General features: G+C 38.6%; 16 protein-coding genes. 11 read left to right on the forward strand and 5 right to left on the reverse strand.

Features of this window, described 5'->3' with window-relative positions; genetic code table 11:
* The first annotated feature begins 54 nt into the window (after positions 1-54).
* Positions 55-1,653 (forward strand): malate synthase A, encoded by a 1,599-nt coding sequence (gene aceB / locus MKY46_RS00640; RefSeq protein WP_058843784.1) that lies wholly within the window; start codon positions 55-57, stop codon positions 1,651-1,653.
* A gap of 240 nt (positions 1,654-1,893) precedes the next feature.
* Here aceB and MKY46_RS00645 read toward each other — a convergent pair whose 3' ends face one another.
* On the reverse strand, positions 1,894-2,559 hold the full coding sequence (locus MKY46_RS00645; protein WP_036126597.1) for an O-methyltransferase: 666 nt from the start codon (positions 2,557-2,559) through the stop codon (positions 1,894-1,896).
* A gap of 129 nt (positions 2,560-2,688) precedes the next feature.
* On the opposite strand from MKY46_RS00645, the gene MKY46_RS00650 reads away from it, so the two are divergent.
* The 6 genes from MKY46_RS00650 to MKY46_RS00675 all read left to right on the forward strand — a co-directional run bounded on the left by MKY46_RS00650 (position 2,689) and on the right by MKY46_RS00675 (position 7,746).
* Positions 2,689-3,582, forward strand: coding sequence for a LysR family transcriptional regulator (locus MKY46_RS00650; protein ID WP_036126611.1), 894 nt, complete (start codon positions 2,689-2,691; stop codon positions 3,580-3,582).
* A 73-nt stretch (positions 3,583-3,655) separates the two neighbouring features.
* On the forward strand, positions 3,656-4,051 hold the full coding sequence (locus MKY46_RS00655; RefSeq protein ID WP_036126599.1) for a GntR family transcriptional regulator: 396 nt from the start codon (positions 3,656-3,658) through the stop codon (positions 4,049-4,051).
* A gap of 4 nt (positions 4,052-4,055) precedes the next feature.
* The gene (locus MKY46_RS00660; protein ID WP_036126602.1) at positions 4,056-5,153 is read left to right on the forward strand and encodes a DUF1648 domain-containing protein; all 1,098 of its coding nucleotides are present in this window, start codon (positions 4,056-4,058) and stop codon (positions 5,151-5,153) included.
* 73 nt (positions 5,154-5,226) lie between these two features.
* Positions 5,227-5,898 (forward strand): response regulator transcription factor, encoded by a 672-nt coding sequence (locus MKY46_RS00665; protein ID WP_036126605.1) that lies wholly within the window; start codon positions 5,227-5,229, stop codon positions 5,896-5,898.
* Entirely contained in the window at positions 5,895-7,268 is a 1,374-nt protein-coding gene (locus tag MKY46_RS00670; protein WP_036126608.1) for a HAMP domain-containing sensor histidine kinase, read from the forward strand. Before MKY46_RS00665 ends, MKY46_RS00670 begins: the two co-directional genes overlap by 4 nt.
* Before the next feature lie 73 nt (positions 7,269-7,341).
* The gene (locus MKY46_RS00675; protein ID WP_036126609.1) at positions 7,342-7,746 is read left to right on the forward strand and encodes a hypothetical protein; all 405 of its coding nucleotides are present in this window, start codon (positions 7,342-7,344) and stop codon (positions 7,744-7,746) included.
* A gap of 176 nt (positions 7,747-7,922) precedes the next feature.
* Here MKY46_RS00675 and MKY46_RS00680 read toward each other — a convergent pair whose 3' ends face one another.
* Positions 7,923-9,839, reverse strand: a complete 1,917-nt coding sequence (locus MKY46_RS00680) for an SEL1-like repeat protein (protein ID WP_340833609.1) — start codon at positions 9,837-9,839, stop codon at positions 7,923-7,925.
* 239 nt (positions 9,840-10,078) lie between these two features.
* Here MKY46_RS00680 and MKY46_RS00685 point away from each other — a divergent pair, with 239 nt between their 5' ends.
* From MKY46_RS00685 to MKY46_RS00700, 4 genes are all read left to right on the forward strand, one after another.
* Positions 10,079-10,786 (forward strand): glycosyltransferase family 2 protein, encoded by a 708-nt coding sequence (locus MKY46_RS00685; protein ID WP_036125890.1) that lies wholly within the window; start codon positions 10,079-10,081, stop codon positions 10,784-10,786.
* An 85-nt stretch (positions 10,787-10,871) separates the two neighbouring features.
* Positions 10,872-11,132 carry a metal-sensitive transcriptional regulator gene (locus tag MKY46_RS00690; RefSeq protein WP_036125888.1) on the forward strand — a complete coding sequence of 87 codons (261 nt, stop codon included), beginning with the start codon at positions 10,872-10,874 and terminating at the stop codon, positions 11,130-11,132.
* A gap of 255 nt (positions 11,133-11,387) precedes the next feature.
* On the forward strand, positions 11,388-12,524 hold the full coding sequence (locus MKY46_RS00695) for a transglutaminase domain-containing protein (RefSeq protein ID WP_036125886.1): 1,137 nt from the start codon (positions 11,388-11,390) through the stop codon (positions 12,522-12,524).
* Between the two features lie 90 nt (positions 12,525-12,614).
* A complete protein-coding gene (locus MKY46_RS00700; RefSeq protein WP_340833611.1) occupies positions 12,615-13,919 on the forward strand; it encodes a transglutaminase domain-containing protein in 1,305 nt (434 codons plus the stop codon).
* Between the two features lie 461 nt (positions 13,920-14,380).
* Here the strand turns inward: MKY46_RS00700 and MKY46_RS00705 are convergent, their stop codons facing one another.
* The 3 genes from MKY46_RS00705 to MKY46_RS00715 are packed head-to-tail and all read right to left on the reverse strand — an operon-like array spanning position 14,381 to position 18,588.
* Positions 14,381-15,328 carry an N-acetylglucosamine kinase gene (locus tag MKY46_RS00705; protein ID WP_036124964.1) on the reverse strand — a complete coding sequence of 316 codons (948 nt, stop codon included), beginning with the start codon at positions 15,326-15,328 and terminating at the stop codon, positions 14,381-14,383.
* Positions 15,325-16,839, reverse strand: coding sequence for an argininosuccinate lyase (gene argH / locus MKY46_RS00710; RefSeq protein ID WP_036124962.1), 1,515 nt, complete (start codon positions 16,837-16,839; stop codon positions 15,325-15,327). The genes MKY46_RS00705 and argH overlap by 4 nt, the downstream gene beginning before the upstream one ends.
* Positions 16,840-16,866: 27 nt before the next feature.
* A complete protein-coding gene (locus MKY46_RS00715; protein ID WP_036124960.1) occupies positions 16,867-18,588 on the reverse strand; it encodes an ABC transporter permease in 1,722 nt (573 codons plus the stop codon).
* Positions 18,589-18,596 lie beyond the last annotated feature (8 nt).

The raw sequence follows: 18,596 nt of genomic DNA on the forward strand, positions 1-18,596 counted from the left end.
CCTCCTAAGGCGGAGGATGACGAAACTAAAATAGCAAAGGTGGGTAAACAACTAATGGAACAGGCAACGACAGGTAAGCTTAAAATTGTTGGAGAACAAAACGAGCAAACGAAGGAAGTTTTAACACCTGAAGCTCTTGAGTTTGTTCTTGCCTTGCATAAAAATTTTGATGCTCGTCGTAAGGAGCTGTTGAACGCTCGCCAGGAAAGACAAAATCGTCTTGATGCAGGAGAGAAACTGGATTTCTTACCAGAGACTAAAGGTATTCGTGAAGGTGATTGGACAATTGCACCACTTCCAAAGGACTTGCAAGATCGCCGTGTCGAGATTACAGGTCCTGTTGATCGAAAAATGGTGATTAATGCTTTAAACTCTGGTGCAAAAATGTTTATGGCTTGTTTTGAGGATGCATCCTCTCCAACGTGGGAAAATATGATTGGTGGTCAAATTAATATGCGTGATGCTATTAATAAGACGATTGAGTTTACGCAAGCCTCCAATGGTAAAACGTATACATTAAATACTGAAACAGCAGTGCTGTTAGTTCGACCGCGAGGCTTACATCTGCTTGAGAAGCATGTGCTTGTTGATGGAGAGCCGATCTCAGGGAGTTTCTTTGATTTTGGGTTATATCTATTCCATAATGCGAAAAATGCACTAGCACAAGGTACTGGGCCATACTTCTATTTACCGAAGCTTGAAAGTCATTTAGAGGCTCGTCTATGGAATGATATCTTTGTGTTTGCCCAAGATTATATTGGCATCCCACAAGGGACTATAAAAGCTACTGTTTTGATTGAAACGATTTTAGCAGCGTTTGAGATGGATGAAATTTTATATGAGCTACGTGAACATTCAGCTGGTCTGAATTGTGGCCGTTGGGATTATATTTTCAGTTATATTAAACGTCTTCGTAATCAAGCTGACGTTATTTTACCAGATCGTGGCCAAGTAACGATGACTGTACCTTTCATGAAGGCTTATACGTCTTTATGTATACAGACATGTCATAAGCGAAATGCACCAGCAATGGGCGGTATGGCTGCACAAATTCCTGTTAAAAATGATGATGAGGCGAATGCGGTGGCATTTGCAAAGGTTGCAGAAGATAAACGTCGTGAGGCAACAGAGGGACATGATGGTACTTGGGTAGCACATCCAGGTATGGTGGCAACTGCAATGGAGCAATTTGATGCTATTATGACAACTCCTAACCAAATTCATAAAAAACGCGAAGATGTACATGTAAAGGCAGAAGATTTAGTAGCTGTACCAGAAGGGACAATTACGCTTGAAGGTCTTCGTATTAACTGTAGTGTTGGTGTACAGTATATTGCTTCATGGCTTCGTGGTAACGGTGCTGCACCTATAAATAACTTGATGGAGGATGCTGCAACAGCAGAAATCTCTCGAACACAAGTATGGCAATGGATTCGTCATCCTAAAGGTATTTTAGATGATGGACGTGGCATTACGTTAGCGTTTGTCTTAGAGATATTGGAAGAAGAGCTTGTGAAAATTAAAGAGGCTGTTGGGGAACAAGCCTATAACAGTGGTCGCTATGAAGAAGCTGCTGAACTGTTTAAATCTTTAATTGAGCAAGATGAGTTCGCGGAATTCTTGACACTTCCAGGGTATGAAAAATTAGCATAAGATAAAATCTACTATTAACATATTCAACTTTCCTAATTCTACTAACATAACGTGACGGGGTCTGTTCCCCCGTTAAATGAAAGAGATAAGCATGATCGAATTAAAAGGGGTCTAAATAAAAGTTAAGAGGTTTTAAGGGAGAAAAGATGTCTTATTAGCTTAGATGGGGAGCTGTAGGGCATCTTTTTTGAAATAAATCCGCGTAGCTGCTGCAGCAGTTTACGCGGATTTTTTTCCGTCTTAGTTTACAATGGCTAGTACGAAGCCGTCATACCCCTTCACACCAACTGTTTGTATAGCTGTTGCTTCAATTCTAGGTTCCTCTTTTAGTAAATCTATAAATTGCTGTACGCCTCTGACACGTTCATCTTCACTAATTTCATCAGTTACCGCACCATTACGAACTACATTATCCGCGATGATGATGGCGCCTGGATGAGCTAGTTTTAACGCCCACTTCAAGTAAGCGGGGTTATTAGGCTTATCGGCATCAATAAAAATAAAGTCAAATAAATGGCCTGCTTTTTTCAAGTTTGGTAATGAATCTAAGGCGTTTCCTAAAATGATCTCAACCTGTTCCTTATAGCCAGACCTCTCTATATTTTGTTGAGCGACTAAGGCATACTCTTCATTAATTTCTAAAGTCACTACTTTCCCTTCTTTAGGAAGAGCCTGGGCTAAGCAAATACTGCTATAGCCACCAAGTGTGCCAATTTCTAAAATAGTTGCTGCTCCTTTTATTTTAGCTAGTAAATATAATAGTTTCCCTTGAGTAGGGGATACATCTATCTCTGGAATACCTGCTTCTTTATTAGCCTGTAGTACAGCATCAAGGTGTTCGTTTTCTGGTAGAAGCTTATCCATAAAATAGTCATCTACATTTTTCCAAACATTTAACTCTGTCATCATACAGTCCTCATTTCCCTATATTTTAAAGTGCAAGCTTGCCAATAAAGTGTATGATAGAATAAATCATAATAAAAATATATTATTATTATTTATACATAACTTTATATTATGAATAGGGGTGAAATCATCAACAGTCATAGCTTAAAATTATTTTATCAGGTTGCTACTACAGGTAGCTTCACTAAAGCTGCAGAGATCTTGTGTATTAGCCAACCTGCCGTTTCAAGTCAAATGAAGCGATTTGAACATGAACTAGGAGTCCAATTATTTAAGCAACAAGGGCGTGGTGTAGTACTAACAGAAGTTGGTGAAGCTCTAGCAGAGAAAGCTCAAAATTTTATTGCTCTTGAACAGCATATTGAAACATTTATCGAAAATTACCGTTTGGCGAAAGCAGGGAATTTACATATTGTGGCTACCTATCTGCCTGCCAATTTTTTAATTCCAAAATGGGCAGCTACTTTCAAGGCTGCAAATGAACAGGTGGATTTAATGATTACAACAACCAATACGAAGGACGCTTTTGAACAACTAATAAACTATAAGGCGGATATTGCGATATATGGTGGAGGAATGTCTGAAAGGCCGAAAGAAATCGAGTGGGATGAATTATATGAGGATGAGTTATGGTTTGTTGTGTCTCCAAATCATCGCTTTGCACATCAATCCATTACATTGGTTGAAATGTTTCAGGAGCCTTTTATTATGAGGGAAGAAGGGAGCTCGATGAGAGAGCATCTGTTTTCGTTATGTCAAACATACCAAGTGAAACCACCGAAAATTGCCCTCCAATTTAATGGCATCAATGAAACAATTCGCTCGGTCATGGCAGGCTATGGTGCAAACTTTATTTCTTCCCTTGCAGTTCGAGAGTATGTAGAGAGTGGCCAATTGGCAAGGGTTTATGTAAAGGATATACATGCTATTAAACATAAAATCGCTATTTGTACGAGAAATAACGAGAAACAAAATATGCTTGTGCAAAAATTTATTGAAACAATTAGAAATTCCCCAATTTAATAAGCTTGTATCTCATGCATTATTGCAGTAAATTTGTTATACTAGTTATATAACAAATTTGGAGCTGATAAACATGTTTATTCAAATAGAGCCACAATCAGACGTACCGATCTATGAGCAGGTGACACGTCAAATTATTGAAGGTATTGCAAGAGGCGAAATGAAACCAGGCGATACCCTACCATCTGTGCGAGGGTTAGCTGCTGATTTAGGTGTGAATATGCATACTGTTAATAAGAGCTATCATGAATTAGAGGCGAAAGGAATTATTGTTATTCGACCGAAATCAGGAGCTATTATTAGTTCAACTGAGGAGAGAGCTTTGTCACCTGAGCAGCTACGACAAATCGAAAAGAATTTAAAGCCTGTTGTAGCAGAAGGAATGGTGCTCGGCGCAACAGTAGAACAAATTGAGCACATGATGAAAAAGGTATTCGCTGATTTGCAAATTCCAGCAGAGGGAGTGTAGCAAGATGCTACTGGGTGTTTTTACAACAATCTACATCATGACATTAGCTATGCAAATGGTGGTTCCTTATATTGTAAGAGAGACTATTGTTTTTGGGGTTACTGTACCTGATCAGCATATTAAGCATCTCGCATTAGCTAAGCTGAAAAAACAGTATGTTCAATTGGTAGGAGGCTCAGGCATAGTATTTCTAATCATTATGTTGATGTGCTACAATCGTCTAGCTTCTTCTGAATCCACTCAAAGTATCGTTTTACTAAGCTGTTTGTTTAGTATGCTTACCGTAAGTATGGTGCTGTACTGGATAAATCATCACAAGGTATCAACGTTGAAAAGGCAGGAGCAGTGGGGCGTAAATATTAAACAAGTACGAGCGGTTGATTTAACTGCCCGAAGCCGTGATGCAATGATTCCTTGGACATTTTTTGCTGTGCCTATAGGGATAGCGGTGTTTTTAATCATTTACACATTGCTCCATTACGACCTAATGCCAAATGATATAGCTGTACATTGGGGACCAAGTGGAGAAGCAGATGCTTGGAGAAACAAGACTTATTTTACGGCTATTTCGCTGCCGCTCGTTATGCTAATGATGCAATGTATGATGTGGGGAATTACTGATTCTATTAAACGTTCTGCTATTAAATTAGCTGTAAACCGCAAAGCTGAATCGTTGGAAGATCAGCTAAAGACTCGAAAATACATGAGTTGGCAAATATTGCTGATGAGCTATGCCTTAACCATTCTATTAACGGTTTTACAACTAAGCAATATTTATCCTTCCATGATTGTTGGCTATAGGCTATTACCAGTATTTATTTTATTTCTAGCTGTTGTGTTAGGTTCACTATTTATTTATATTTTGAAAAAGCGTAAACATAGAGTGCGTTATGAAGATAATGTTGATTCACAGGTAATGGATGTAGATGAAGATCGTTATTGGAAAGGCGGCTTAATTTATATGAATCGACAGGACCCTTCCGTTTTTGTAGAGAAACGTTTTGGAGTAGGTTGGACCATGAACCTTGCAAATCCAAGAGGTTATATTGTTATTGGTTTGCCTTTTCTTTTATTACTGTTGATTTCCATATTCTCGTTATAAAATAATAGTAATTTGTGATGAAAAATTCGTTCTATGTGAGCGAGTTTTTTTCTTATTGATTGGAGGTAGGCAGATGAAAATTCTTGTTGTCGATGACGATGCTCATATTTTACAGCTAGTTACTATTTATCTCACAAGGGAAGGCTATCAGGTACTATGTGCAGAAAATGCACAGCAGGCATTAGCTTTACTAGAAGGGAATCTGCCTGATTTAGCTGTTGTCGATGTGATGATGCCGGGGATGGATGGTTTTACATTAACCGAGACTTTAACGCAAGATTATGACATTCCTGTTTTATTATTAACAGCGAAAGGCGAGCTTGAGGATAAAGAGCGTGGCTTTTTAGCAGGATCAGATGATTATGTTGTAAAGCCTTTTGAGCCAAAGGAATTATTGTTTCGTATAGCAGCTATTTTACGGAGATTGGATAAGAGAAATCAAGTAACTTTCCAAGTAGGCAAATTAGTGATTGATCGTCGAAGCTTTGAAGTTGTCATAGGAGAGGATACACTTATATTACCTTTAAAGGAATTTGAACTACTTGCTTTATTGGCATCACGCCCTCACCAAGTATTTACGCGAAGCTATATTATGGAGCAAGTATGGGGCTATGACTATGAAGGAGACGAACAGACGTTGAATACTCATGTGAAGCGAATTCGCGAAAGATTAAATCGCTATGACACGGCTGTTGAAATCACAACCGTAAGAGGTGTTGGCTATAAGCTAGAGGAGACAACATGAAAACTTTATACAGTAAATTTGTTGTGACGACGATGCTAGTGATGATTGGTAGCCTATGTATTGGTTTTTTAGCAACGAATACGTATTATCATCAAGTGGTAAAAGAAAAGAATGATGCAAAAAACGTAAACATAGCAAAGGATATCGTTCATTATATTGAAACAGCGAAGCCAGAGGATTTAAATAATTATTTGAAGACACTGGGTGAAATTGGCTATCAAATATATGTAACATCAGGCGAGGAAGGGTATTTTTTTGGTGGAGACTATCGTGATAAAACATTGTCAGCATCTGTTGTTGACCGCGTTTTACAAGGAGAAACCTATCATGGTATGCGAGACTTCCCTAAAGAAACCTTTGTGACAGGATTTTTCGCTAATGAATTGATTAATACAGTTGGTGTGCCATTTACGTATGAAAACAAGCCATATGCATTATTTATAAGACCTGATATTCGCTTATTATTTTCGGAAGTGCATACGATACTTGCAGGGTTAATGTTGGTTATGACAGTACTGAGTTTACTAGCAATGCTATTGTTTGCTAAAGCATTAATTCGTCCGATTACAAAGCTAACGGCGGCAACTCAACAGCTTGCGCATGAAAAGTTTGATACGGTGTTAGATATTGATAGTGCAGATGAAATTGGTCAATTAGCTGTAAGCTTTAATAGGATGACCGAGAAATTACAAGAAAATGATCGTATACGAAAGGAATTTATTAGTAATGTATCGCATGATTTTCAGTCGCCTTTGTTAAATATTCAAGGCTATGTTGACCTCCTGAAAAATCCGCTGCTGACTGAGCAGGAAAGACAGGAGTATGCAGCGATCATCGAGTTGGAAACAAAGCGCTTATCTACATTAACCAAGCAATTATTATTACTAACATCTCTCGACCAATCGACAAGAATCGTAAAACGTGAGCCGTACCGATTAGACGAACAATTGAGGGAGACTGTGCGAAAATATCGCTGGCAAATAGAAGAGGCACAGCTTCAAATAGCCTACAAGCTAGAGCCAATTAGTTATGCTGGTGATGCAGGACTTTTACAAAATGTGTGGGATAATTTGCTGACGAATGCTATTAAATATAATGTAGAGGGTGGACAAATACATCTACAATTACAGAAAAAATCTACTTCACTTGAAATCCTTGTGGAGGACAATGGGATGGGGATGACGACAGATCAATTAGCCAAAGTATATGACCGCTTTTATCGCGCAGATGCTTCCAGGACAAAGCAAGGAACAGGTCTAGGACTAGCAATTGTCAAACAGATTGTAGAGCTACACGGAGGTACTATTCAGATGGAAAGTACGATGCATGTCGGTACAAAGGTTTATATTCATTTACCAGTCTTGTCATAAGGAGTTCATGTAAAGTTCATGTTCACACGTTAAACTGCTACTTAGTTGAAACAAGCTTAGGGGGAGTTTTCGTATGGAACAGAAGTGGAGTATACGTCTTATTCGATTAGCGGCTATTTTTGCTTTCATCGGTACGTATTTAGGTTCACATATGTCAGGATCAGGTAGTTATGAATATAGACCAATCCATGCACATATTTTACTTGTCGGCTGGCTAAGTATGTTTGCATGGGGCATTTTTTATCGAGCCTTCAAAGTGAAATCACAAAAATTAGTAGCCGTTCACGGTTGGACAGCTATTCTTGGTGTTTTGGGTTTAACAGTTGGCATGTGGTTTTACAATATAAATCCATTTAATTTTGGTAGTACATTTACATTAATCTTCTTTATTGTAGGTGGAACTACGCTATTAATCAGCTTTGCCTTATTTATTATAGTAACATTCATGATTCATCAACAAGACTATATAAAAAGTTAATCCATTACGCATTTCTAGCGCGCAGATAAACAATGTATCCAAAATTTTTCGATTTTGCCTGTAAAAATCTGTTGAGAAAAAATATTCATCTCCCACTATAGAAAAAGGAGATGAATGCCGAAGCAAGAGAAAAACCTACCGTATCACAATTCATGATACGGTAGGTTTTAAACTGTCTATTTAATATTTTCAAGCGATTTTTTCAGCCATTTTTCAGCCTCTTGATAATCTTGTGCAACCCCATGCCCTTTTTTGTAGAGCATACCAAGCTGAAATTGAGCCTTTTGATGTCCTTGATTAGCAGCCAATCGATAAAGCTGGGCAGCCTTTGCAAAATCTTTCGGTACACCCTGTCCATGAATGTGCATTTGAGCTAGTTGATATTGTGCCTTTATATGCCCTTGTGACGTTGCTTGTTCAATCCATTTAGCTGCCTCCGTGTAATCCTGTTTAACACCTTTCCCTTTATCAAATAAATTACCAAGTTGATATTGAGCACCTGCATGGCCCTGAATAGCAGCTAGTCGATAACATCTGCGTGCTTCTTCAAGATCCATAGCAACCCCTAATCCCTGCTCATACAGTAAGCCTAATTGATACTCCGCTTGAATATGTGACTGATCCGTTGCGGCTCGCCACCATTTTACAGCCTCTGTATAGTTTATAGGTATATCAACTCCTAATGTCAGTAATAGACCAAGTTCATACTGAGCATCAGCATAGCCTTTGTTAGCAGCAATTTTAAAGTATGACATAGCTTTAGCAGGCTGTTTTTGCTGATAGACATAAAGCCGACCTAGCTCGAAGCCGGCGCTAATATGCCCATTGTCAGCTGCTCGTAGAAGCCATTTTTCTGCTGAAACAAGATCCTGTTCTTTTTCATACAGTAAGCCGAGACAGTACTGTGCATTTAAATGTCCTTTATATGCTGCTAGCTTGAACCATTTTAAGGCTTCTAGATGATCCTTCGTCATTCCTTGTCCCGTATTGTAGAGCATAGCCAATTGAAACTCTGCGTTCACATGGTCTTGTAAAGCAGCCATATGAAACCATCTCACCGCTTCTTCAAGGTTTTGAACAATACCACGACCTTTAAGGTACATATAGCCGAGATTATACTGTGCACTGGCATCGCCCGCTAAGGCAGCCATTTCGAAATAAGCGATGGCCTCTGCGTAGCTTTGCTCGACACCTGTGCCATTATGATAAAGGAAGCCTAAATTGTTTTGAGCACTTGTATTGCCTTGGTTGGCTGCTAAAGTATACCATTTAGCCGCTTCATGAAAGTTTTGCGAAAGGCCTAGACCTTGATTATAAAGGACACCTAAATTATATTGCGCATCTGCATTTCCGAGATCTGCCGCAATTTGATAATGGTGCGCGGCTTCCTTATAATCTTGTCCAACCCCATGCCCTAAATGAAAGAGTACGCCTAGACTATAGTGGGCATTTGCGTCATTTTGTGCGGCAGCTCGTTCATACCATACTTTCGCAAGTTTATAGTCCCTTTTCACCCCTCGCCCGTGATTGTAAAGAGTTCCTAAATTATATTGTGCACTGGCATCACCGTTTTGCGCTGCCCTTTCAAACCATTTGGCTGCATGTGTATAAGCCTCTGGCGATTGATTGTGCTGGAGTATGTTCTTATCCAATATGGTTGGAAGCTCTGTAGTGTGAGGAGTTAGACTTGCTGACTTGAAACTACGATCATAGCGTTTCATAAACCATTCCACAATATCGCTAAGATAATCCAAAACAATTTTTGCCGCTTTGGCTTCCACAATGTCGTTACTATTATGACTTGTCATTTTATGAACTAAATTCATTAATAAATAAATCCGACGAGGGTGAATTTGCGCAACAAAACTTCGATTATTTAATAGTGTACGGATATTTTTCGTTTTAGGTTCAGTATGCATTTCCAGCCGATAAATCTCATAAAGAATTTCTTCCAATACAAAAAGAGATTTTTGTAAAGATGTAGCTGGGTTTGAAATAGCGAGCAAACTTGCATCCTGTAGGTTTTTTGCTAATTTTGTGAAGGACAGCTGCTTTAATTTCTGACATTGTTCTTCAAGAATTTCGTAATGCATAACAATCACCCTCACCTCTTTCATCAATGATGCCTCGGCATCATTGCGTCTAATTTTCTTCGAGCCAGTTGAAAGCCCCTCTTCTAAATCTCTTTGTACATATATCGGAGAAAAATCTATATTATTGATAAGTTTTAATGGGATTCATCAGTTGAATTGTTGCTGTGACATGATACTATTTGATATAAGGGAAATTCGTAGCTACGGAGAGCCCGTCAGCCTATAGGTGGGGGATCGAAATGAAAAATATTGCAGCTATTATTCCAGCATATAATCCACAACAATCACTCATTACCTATGTACATCAATTATTAGCAACGACCATTACACAAATTGTCATTGTCAATGATGGGAGTGATCAAAGATATAAAGATATTTTTGAAGATTTAAATAAAATTGATCGTTGTCAAGTATTGCAGCATGATCGCAATATTGGAAAAGGTGGTGCATTGAAGACAGCCTTTGCATTTATCCGAGAGCAAAAAGGAGAGTGTCATGGTGTCCTTACAGTGGGGGCACATGGGCAGCATGCACTGCAAGATGTTAAGCTTGTCTTAACGATGACAAAGGTGTTTTCAGAAGGTATTGTGCTAGGGGTACGTAATTTCCATTCTGCCGATAGTTCATTTCTTTCTTATTGGGGAAATCGTGCAACAAGCCTATTTTTTGAGTTACTGTATCATCGAAAATTAATGGATACACAAACGGGTTTGCGATATATATCGATAAATGAGTTGCCTTGGCTGATGAAGGTGAAAGGCGAACGCTATGATTATGATACAAATATGCTAGTTGCGGCACTGAAAAGAAAGTGTCCAATTTTTGAGGTAGAGATTGGGCAATTACGTTTAAAGAAAAATACAATTATCCAGTACGATGAAATAACCAATGCAAGCACTATAATCACAAGAATGCTGATGAATTATTTAAAACCAAGGAATGGCTAGGTTTAAATTTGAAATAATGAGCTAGGATAAAGAATAACGATTACTCATGAGGACGTAGCGAGTATAGAAAGAAGGAGCAATGTTTATGGAATATTCAGATCAAGTGAAAAATCGTGTGAAACGGATGGAAGGCCAGCTACGTGGTATTTTGAAGATGATGGAGGAAGGTAAGGACTGTAAGGCAGTCATTACACAGCTATCGGCTGTACGCTCTGCTGTAGATCGTACAGTTGGTGTTATTGTCAGTACAAACTTATTAGAATGTGTCCAAAATGCTGAAGGTGATGACGAAAAAATGAATGAAGCCATTCAGGAAGCCGTTAATTTGGTTGTGAAAAGTAGATAATTACCTCGATTTTCGGAACAAAAAATAGTAGCTGAATCCAAATAAAACTCACTATAAATGGGGTGAGTTTTATTTTTTTGCAAAAAAATAGTTATATTCGAGAATTATATTTGGTTTTTAGGTATTTTATATCATGTAAGTGTTGATATATTTTTAGATGAAAGTCTTAGTTAGTGAACTTGTATGATAGCTTAGTAGGTACTTTCTTTGTTATGCTAAATAGTAACAAAAGATTCAAAGGGAAGGTGATTAGTGATGAAAAAATGGTTGTTATGTGGAGCAACTTTATTGATGTTAAGCCCAACTGCTGCCTATGCAAAACAAACAGAAATTACTTCCCCAATTTATCCTGTGGTAGCTGACTCAACAGTAGTTACTTGGGATCAATTGACAAAAGAGCTTGCTAAGCAAATGCGAAATTTCGAGACGGAAATAAAATTTACGTATACAGGCCCGATGGGTGATTTCAAAAAAGAAATGATGGATGCGTTTGAAAAGGCTAAACAACAAGCTGTTTATGCAAGTGGACATTTCGAAAGTATGACGGTTTCTGCAGATTCTCTCGGAAATGTAACGTATAAAGTGAAGTATCTGACGAATCAAACACAAGAAGTAGCTGTACAAAAAAAGATTAATCAAATACTGAAAAATATTATCAAACCTTCTATGACAGAGTTCCAAAAAGTAAAGGCTATTAACGATTATATTGTATCGAATACGATGTATGGAACAAAAACAAAGGCAAGCCCACATAGTGCCTATGCTTTATTTTTTGAAGGACAAGCTGTGTGTCAAGGTTATGCATTAGCTGCACAAGCCTTGTTAGAGCAATCTGGGATAGAGACAAAATATGTTATAGGTTTTGTGAATGGGAACGAGGCACATGCTTGGAATTTAGTAAAGGTAGATGGAAAATGGTATCATTTAGATACAACATGGAATGATCCTTTGCCAAATCGTGTTGGTGCTGCTTCATATGACTATTTTTTAGTGACGGACAGTCAGCTTAACAAAGATCACACTTGGGTTAAAGCCGATTATCCTACTGCTACAAGCACAAAATACAGTTATATGCACAATGTTCATTTTGCGTATCAGTTAAATAATGCTGTTTATTTTAGCAATACGGCAGATAACGATAAACTGTATAAGCTGGATATGACTAGTGGGAAAAAGACAAAAGTATTAGATAAACGTGCATTGTATATTACTGGAACTAATGATTATCTATACTATAGTGATTACAGTAACGGTGGGTATTTGACAAAGCTGAATTTGAAAACATTAAAAGCTGAAGTGCTAGTTAAGCAGCCAGTAACGAATTTAAAGATCAATGACAATGATTTGCTGTATACTATGAATACTAAAGAATATAAACTTAAAATTAATTAAGTCAACAAACAAATATTAACAAGCACAATTGGACCCTTAAGTGAGTTCTTTGTGCTTTTTTTGTATATAATGAAAAGAAGACGGTTGGAGGTGAGGAATTTGTGGAAGAAATTAGCTATTATTGCCATTATTATTATTTTTATTGATCCCATTTATATGGCTGGTAAGGCAGTCGTTCAGCAGGTGCTGGATTGGACAAATAATGACGAAATAGAAACAATGCTTCTTTCAACAAAGGAGAGAATCGTAGATGTTACTGCTAGACTTTCAGACGATGCCTCCATAGAAACAGCCATACCTATAGAAGATATACATGAAGCGGAGGTAGCACCTAAAGCGCCGCCAATTCAGAAACCAGAAACGAAGCTAGTCGTGACAAATGCCAAAGAGATGGCTGATGCCATGTATGCATATTATAGTAGTTTTTCACCGAATTTTGAAATTCAATATAAAGGTAATACACAACGAATTGAACAAATTGTGGAAGAGGCCTACAACAATGCTATTGAACGAGATGATTATGTTTATGGTCATGTTAGTAAGCATTCAATTCGTTATGAATATGGGCGAAATAAGGCAACTATTTTTGGAGAGCAGAGCTATTTAATGACGCCAGAACAGGCTGCTTTTGTCGAGATGAATGTCCAAGAAATCATCAGCAAAATCAGTAAAGACTCTATGACAGAAGTAGAAAAGGTACGAGCAGTCAATGACTATATTGTCGCTAATACTGCCTATACAGATCAAACAAATTCTAGTCCACATAGTGCCTATACCGTACTTGCCGAGCATGGGGGAGTATGTCAGGGCTATGCTTTACTAGCTCACTCGATGCTTCAAAAACTGGGAATTGAAACAAAATATATCGTGGGCTATGTCGGCAAAGAGGGACATGCGTGGAATTTGGTCAAGCTGGATGGACAGTGGTATCACCTTGATACGACATGGAATGATCCAGTACCAGATCGCAAAGGTGCCATTCGTTACCAATACTTTTTAGTAGACGATCGTACAATGGCGAAAGATCACACGTGGATTGCTGAGGATTATCCAAAGGCAACAAGCACAATGTATAGTTATTATCATGATATAGACTTCCCAGCACAGGCTGGCGATCAATTATATTTTAGTAATATCTCTGATGACAATAAGTTGTATGTGCTTGATATAAAGACAGGTAAAATAAAGCGTGTCACAAATACTCGTGCACAATACATCGTTTACTCGGATGGGTGGCTATACTTTAGTAATTACTCTCGGGGGGCGTATTTAACAAAAATTCGTCCAGACGGTAGTGGAGAACAGGTACTAAATAGGGAAGATACAAAGGATATATTTGTGAAGGATGGCTTCCTCTATTTCACAACGAATGAATTGAAGAGAATGGCTCTCTAATTTAACATAAAAAAGGTGATGTCAACGGCACAAACAGCCATGTTGAAAGGCGGGGGGGGAATTTCCGTTCTGCCAGCGTCCTTCCCAGGGGGCAGTTCACTAAATCCATGTGGCAAAGGTGTCTTTTCCTTCTCTTTTATACTAGCCGTAGCGATCAAAATATTTGTATAATTAGAGAAAGGATAGGCTCTTATTTTCAATGTGGAGAAGTGATTAGTTACACACCTCTCAATAAATAAGTAGTGAATGCCTTCACTTTACTTAGGAATTTTTTCTAAAAAGATAATCTTTTGTGAGGTGGAGCGGAAGGCTACTCGATTCCCGCGAGACTGGCGAGCCTCTAAACACGAAGCGGCTCGGCGCTAGCCCACGGGAAAGCAAGTAGCCTGCAACGGAAATCCATCTTCATCTTTCACAAAATAGATGGTTTTGTTTTTTTACACTATGAAAAGGGCAATGACTTATAAATAGTCATATGCCCTTTTTGTACGTTCAATCAAATAAGTAATAGGCTGATGCTGACAAAGTTTAATATCAATTTGTGGATATAGTAAGGTGATTTCCTCCGTAAAAGTCTTTAAAATGAGTGGATTATGCTTGATGGCACCACCATTACAATAAAGTGTAAATGGTCCATTCTGATAGCCCATTTTTTTCAATACAGCGCTTGCTAGAAGAACTAATTCGTAGGCAGCCTGTAGTGATATTTGCATGGCGCAAGCATCTTCTTGCTCGACTGCCTTTGCTACAAATGAGCTCATCTTGGCCAGCTGTGCATTCGTATAGGATGGATGGAATAACCATTCCGCAAGCTCTGTTACATCCTGTATATTTAAAAAATGATAGACGGCTTCTTTTAAGATTGTTGGTTCACCACGACCATCCTCCATTTTAAATACAGCTCTTACTACTTCCTGCCCTAGCCAATATCCACTTCCCTCATCACCAGCTCGATGTCCCCAACCTCCTGCACGTACAATTCGTTGCCCGTCATAGGCATAGGCGATGGCTCCTGTTCCGGCAATGAGTAATGCACCAGCCTGTCCAGCAGTCACACCAAGTAGTGTAGCTTCCGCATCATTTTCAATAATTAGCGTCTTGATTTGTAGCTGTGTGGCCTTTAGGGCATTTTGAACAATGGCCGTTACTGTGGCATGATCCTTAGGAGAATCAATGCCAGCTAACGCAAAGGTAGCTACAGCAATTTGAGAATGGGGGTACTTTTGCAAAAATGTTTCTACATTTGCTAAAAGTCCTTGTAATCTTGCTGTAGCTGATTCGACACCAATGGCTTGATAATTCGAGCCTTGCATTGTTGTAGAATAGTGAATGTCACCAGATTCAGCATGAACGACCGCACATGCTGTTTTTGTTGCTCCACCGTCAATAATCAATAACCAATCCTTCATTGATTCCATTCCTCAAGAAAGGCTGTTAATTCCTTTTCTGCTTGTATAATAGAATTTTCCTTTAAGCGGACCCATTCATAAAGGTTTTGAGCATTTATTTTTGAACGTTCGAGCGCTGCTTTCATTGTGGCTGGAGCTGGGCCACCTAGCAATGTTCGCACACCAACAAAAGATTCTGGCTTTAATGTTTTATAAAAGTCTTCTTCTGAAATAGCTAATTCCTTTCCCGTAATCAATTTAGATTGTGTATTGGCAAGGCCCCATGTAAGGCTTGCTAGTGATTCTTCGCCATGGGCAAGTAGAACTTTAATACATTTGCTAACAATACTATGTGCTTGGCGGAATGAAATCCCCTCTGAACGCACTAATGTATCTGCAAGCTCTGTAACATTGGCAAAGCTATTCTCTGCACGGTTTCTTAATTTCTTTTTATTAACATCCATTGTGACAACAAGAGAACCAAATAACTTGTAAATACCATTTAAACGGTCAATGGCACGCCATAAATAGGGCTGCATATCATCTTCAGTGTCGACGATATCTCCGAACGGTGTATTATGTACCATTTGTAATACTGTACTTGCATCTCCAACAACCGCAGATAGTAATGAACGTGTATGCTCTACGGAAACAGGGTTACGTTTTTGAGGCATTATGGAACTTATCTGGACATATGGACTTGCGAGTGTGAATGCATTAAATTCCTGGGTAGCCCATAATAAAAAATCCTGAGATGTACGGCCGAGATTGAGTGCAGCAAGCTGTACAATACTTGCCGCTTCAGCAATATAATCTGCGCCTGCAACAGCATCCCACGCATTTTCGATAATATCATCAAATGCCAGTAGATCACGCATCCGTTCTCTACTAATATTAAAGCCTGTCGTTGTTAAGGCAGCCGCCCCCATACTACTGCGATTGACAGTTTTATAGACATGCTGCATCCGCTCAAAATCACGCTCAAGCTGGTCAATAACAGCTTTTAAATAATGGGCAAAGGTTGTGGGCTGAGCCTGCTGTGTATGCGTGTAGCCAATCATGATGGTATCTATATGTTCCTCTGCAGCCGCGATTAAGTCATCACGTAATGTTAGTAACTCGTTCATTAATAATAATAGTTTTTTCCTTAAGGTCATACGATAGATGGCGATCCCCATATCATTCCTACTTCTGCCAATGTGAAGATTTCCTGCAACATCACCAGCAAGCTCGATTAGTTTATTTTCAATGCGGAAAAATAAATCCTCATATTGGGGACTGTAATCCTCTAAACGATAATAATTTAAATCTATTTTTTTTAGAGCTATCCCAATTTGTTTCGCTTCATCTTTTTTTACGAGTCCTTGTTCTTCTAACATTTTTAAATGAGCAATATTAATTTGTAGCATGATTGTTAAAAAATTTTTCTTCGCCTCATCATAAGCTGGCTGTAAGACAATTTTCCGATAGATGTTAGAAGGGAATATCATCCCATCTTCCCGCTGCGTTTTGTTGCGAAAATCTTCAAACATTGTAATGGCCCCCTAATAGATTGGCAGCTAGATGGCTGTACCAGCACTGCCTTTTGATAGTTTTTCAGAAATAATAAGAACAACTAAAATTAAGCAAATTTGTAAGACACCATAAGCACAGGCGGTCCCAAATTTAAATGCATATAATTTTTGGAATATCGCTACAGACAATGGAATAGTGGATGTACTGTATATTAGAATGGATGCAACAAACTCACCAAAGCTTTGCACGAGAGCTAAGAGTGTCCCTGCTAAAATTCCGGTGAATGTTAACGGTACGACAATCCGCCTAAATGTATACCACCAATTGGCGCCTAAGCCACGTGAAGCCTCTTCAATCGATTGATCTAGTTGTACAAGAGAGGCGGAAGTAGATCGAAAAACAAGTGGTAAATGTCGAATAAAATACGCTAATGGCAAAATCCAAAATGTACCGATCAATACTTGATTGAAACTAAAAATACTTTCTGTACTAAAGGCAGCGATTAAATTGACCGCTACAACAGTACCAGGTAAAGCCCAAGGTACCATAATCAAAATATCGAGCAATGTTTTCCCTTTAAAGTTTAACCGAACCATAGCATAAGCAGCAGCGACACCAAAAATGATATTGCCGATTGTTGCTATGACACCCATTTGAATGGAATTCCAAATAGGTCGCCATGTACGCTCATCAGTAAAAAGAGCAATATAATGATCGATCGTATAGTCGGTCGGGAGAATTTGCGTTTTCCAAGCACCATCAACAGAAAAAGATATCAATATCAAAACTAATATCGGCAATATTAATATGAATGTCCCAACAAAGGATGCGATTGTTGCCATAACTTTAATTTTTTTAGAGGATACCTCAGAACGATGAACACTGATACCCTTACTGAGATTTTGATAATTTCGCTGATTCTGATACCAACGCATGATGATTAAAAAGGTAATAGATACAAAGGATAAAATCATCGACTGTGTTGCAGCCATCTCAAGATTGCCATTTGTACGTGATAAATATATTTGCATCGTCATGGTGCGCTCTACACCAAACATTAAAGGTGCTGTATAGGAAGCCATTGAGATCATAAACACTAATAAGGACGAAGCGACAATGGAAGGTGTCAGCATTGGTAGAATAACCTTTGTCCATACGCGAATACGCCCTGCACCTAGACTGGTTGCAGCCTCTTCTAAAGCAGGATCGAGCCCCTTAATAGCAGCTGAAGCTGTTAAGTAGAAGTACGTATACATCGTGAAGGTATGAACGACGACAACTCCCCAAATGCCTTTCAATGCAAACGGTACATGGTCTAATCCGAATAGATGCTGAAAGATTCGAGGGAAAATACCGCTATCGCCATATAAAAATGAAAAAGAAAGTACACCCACTAGAGGAGGAAGTGCCATAGGAACTAATACTAAAATAGACAGTGTACGCCTTCCTGGGAAATTATAGCGCTCCAGTAAAAAGGCCATCGTAACCCCAACGACTGCACAGCAAATAACACTGATGATCGAAATATAAATACTGGTCCATAAAGCTTCTAAGTTTGCTGGGCTCGCCAGATCAAAAAATTTTTTATAGTGAAAGAAAGCCTCATCACCAGCAAAGCTTTGGATAAATGTTTGATAGAAGGGGTAAACCACATAGGCGAACAACACTAAAAATAATGGCGATATTAAAATATAAACAAACCAATTGGATTGAAAAATTCGTGTCCACGCGCTTTCCTGAGAGGCATTGACAGACTGTTTTCCCATATTGGCTT

The sequence above is a fragment of the Lysinibacillus sp. FSL M8-0355 genome, from assembly GCF_038008985.1.
Lineage (GTDB): Bacteria > Bacillota > Bacilli > Bacillales_A > Planococcaceae > Lysinibacillus > Lysinibacillus fusiformis_D.

What these genes read in the sequence shown, in the direction of transcription:
- MKY46_RS00715 (WP_036124960.1), bottom strand. Translation starts at nt 18,588, where the DNA reads ATGGGAAAACAGTCTGTCAATGCCTCTCAGGAAAGCGCGTGGACACGA.
- MKY46_RS00690 (WP_036125888.1), top strand. Translation starts at nt 10,872, where the DNA reads ATGGAATATTCAGATCAAGTGAAAAATCGTGTGAAACGGATGGAAGGC.
- MKY46_RS00685 (WP_036125890.1), top strand. Translation starts at nt 10,079, where the DNA reads ATGAAAAATATTGCAGCTATTATTCCAGCATATAATCCACAACAATCA.
- MKY46_RS00665 (WP_036126605.1), top strand. Translation starts at nt 5,227, where the DNA reads ATGAAAATTCTTGTTGTCGATGACGATGCTCATATTTTACAGCTAGTT.
- MKY46_RS00670 (WP_036126608.1), top strand. Translation starts at nt 5,895, where the DNA reads ATGAAAACTTTATACAGTAAATTTGTTGTGACGACGATGCTAGTGATG.
- MKY46_RS00695 (WP_036125886.1), top strand. Translation starts at nt 11,388, where the DNA reads ATGAAAAAATGGTTGTTATGTGGAGCAACTTTATTGATGTTAAGCCCA.
- MKY46_RS00645 (WP_036126597.1), bottom strand. Translation starts at nt 2,559, where the DNA reads ATGACAGAGTTAAATGTTTGGAAAAATGTAGATGACTATTTTATGGAT.
- argH (WP_036124962.1), bottom strand. Translation starts at nt 16,839, where the DNA reads ATGTTTGAAGATTTTCGCAACAAAACGCAGCGGGAAGATGGGATGATA.
- MKY46_RS00680 (WP_340833609.1), bottom strand. Translation starts at nt 9,839, where the DNA reads ATGCATTACGAAATTCTTGAAGAACAATGTCAGAAATTAAAGCAGCTG.
- MKY46_RS00675 (WP_036126609.1), top strand. Translation starts at nt 7,342, where the DNA reads ATGGAACAGAAGTGGAGTATACGTCTTATTCGATTAGCGGCTATTTTT.
- aceB (WP_058843784.1), top strand. Translation starts at nt 55, where the DNA reads ATGGAACAGGCAACGACAGGTAAGCTTAAAATTGTTGGAGAACAAAAC.
- MKY46_RS00705 (WP_036124964.1), bottom strand. Translation starts at nt 15,328, where the DNA reads ATGAAGGATTGGTTATTGATTATTGACGGTGGAGCAACAAAAACAGCA.
- MKY46_RS00660 (WP_036126602.1), top strand. Translation starts at nt 4,056, where the DNA reads ATGCTACTGGGTGTTTTTACAACAATCTACATCATGACATTAGCTATG.
- MKY46_RS00655 (WP_036126599.1), top strand. Translation starts at nt 3,656, where the DNA reads ATGTTTATTCAAATAGAGCCACAATCAGACGTACCGATCTATGAGCAG.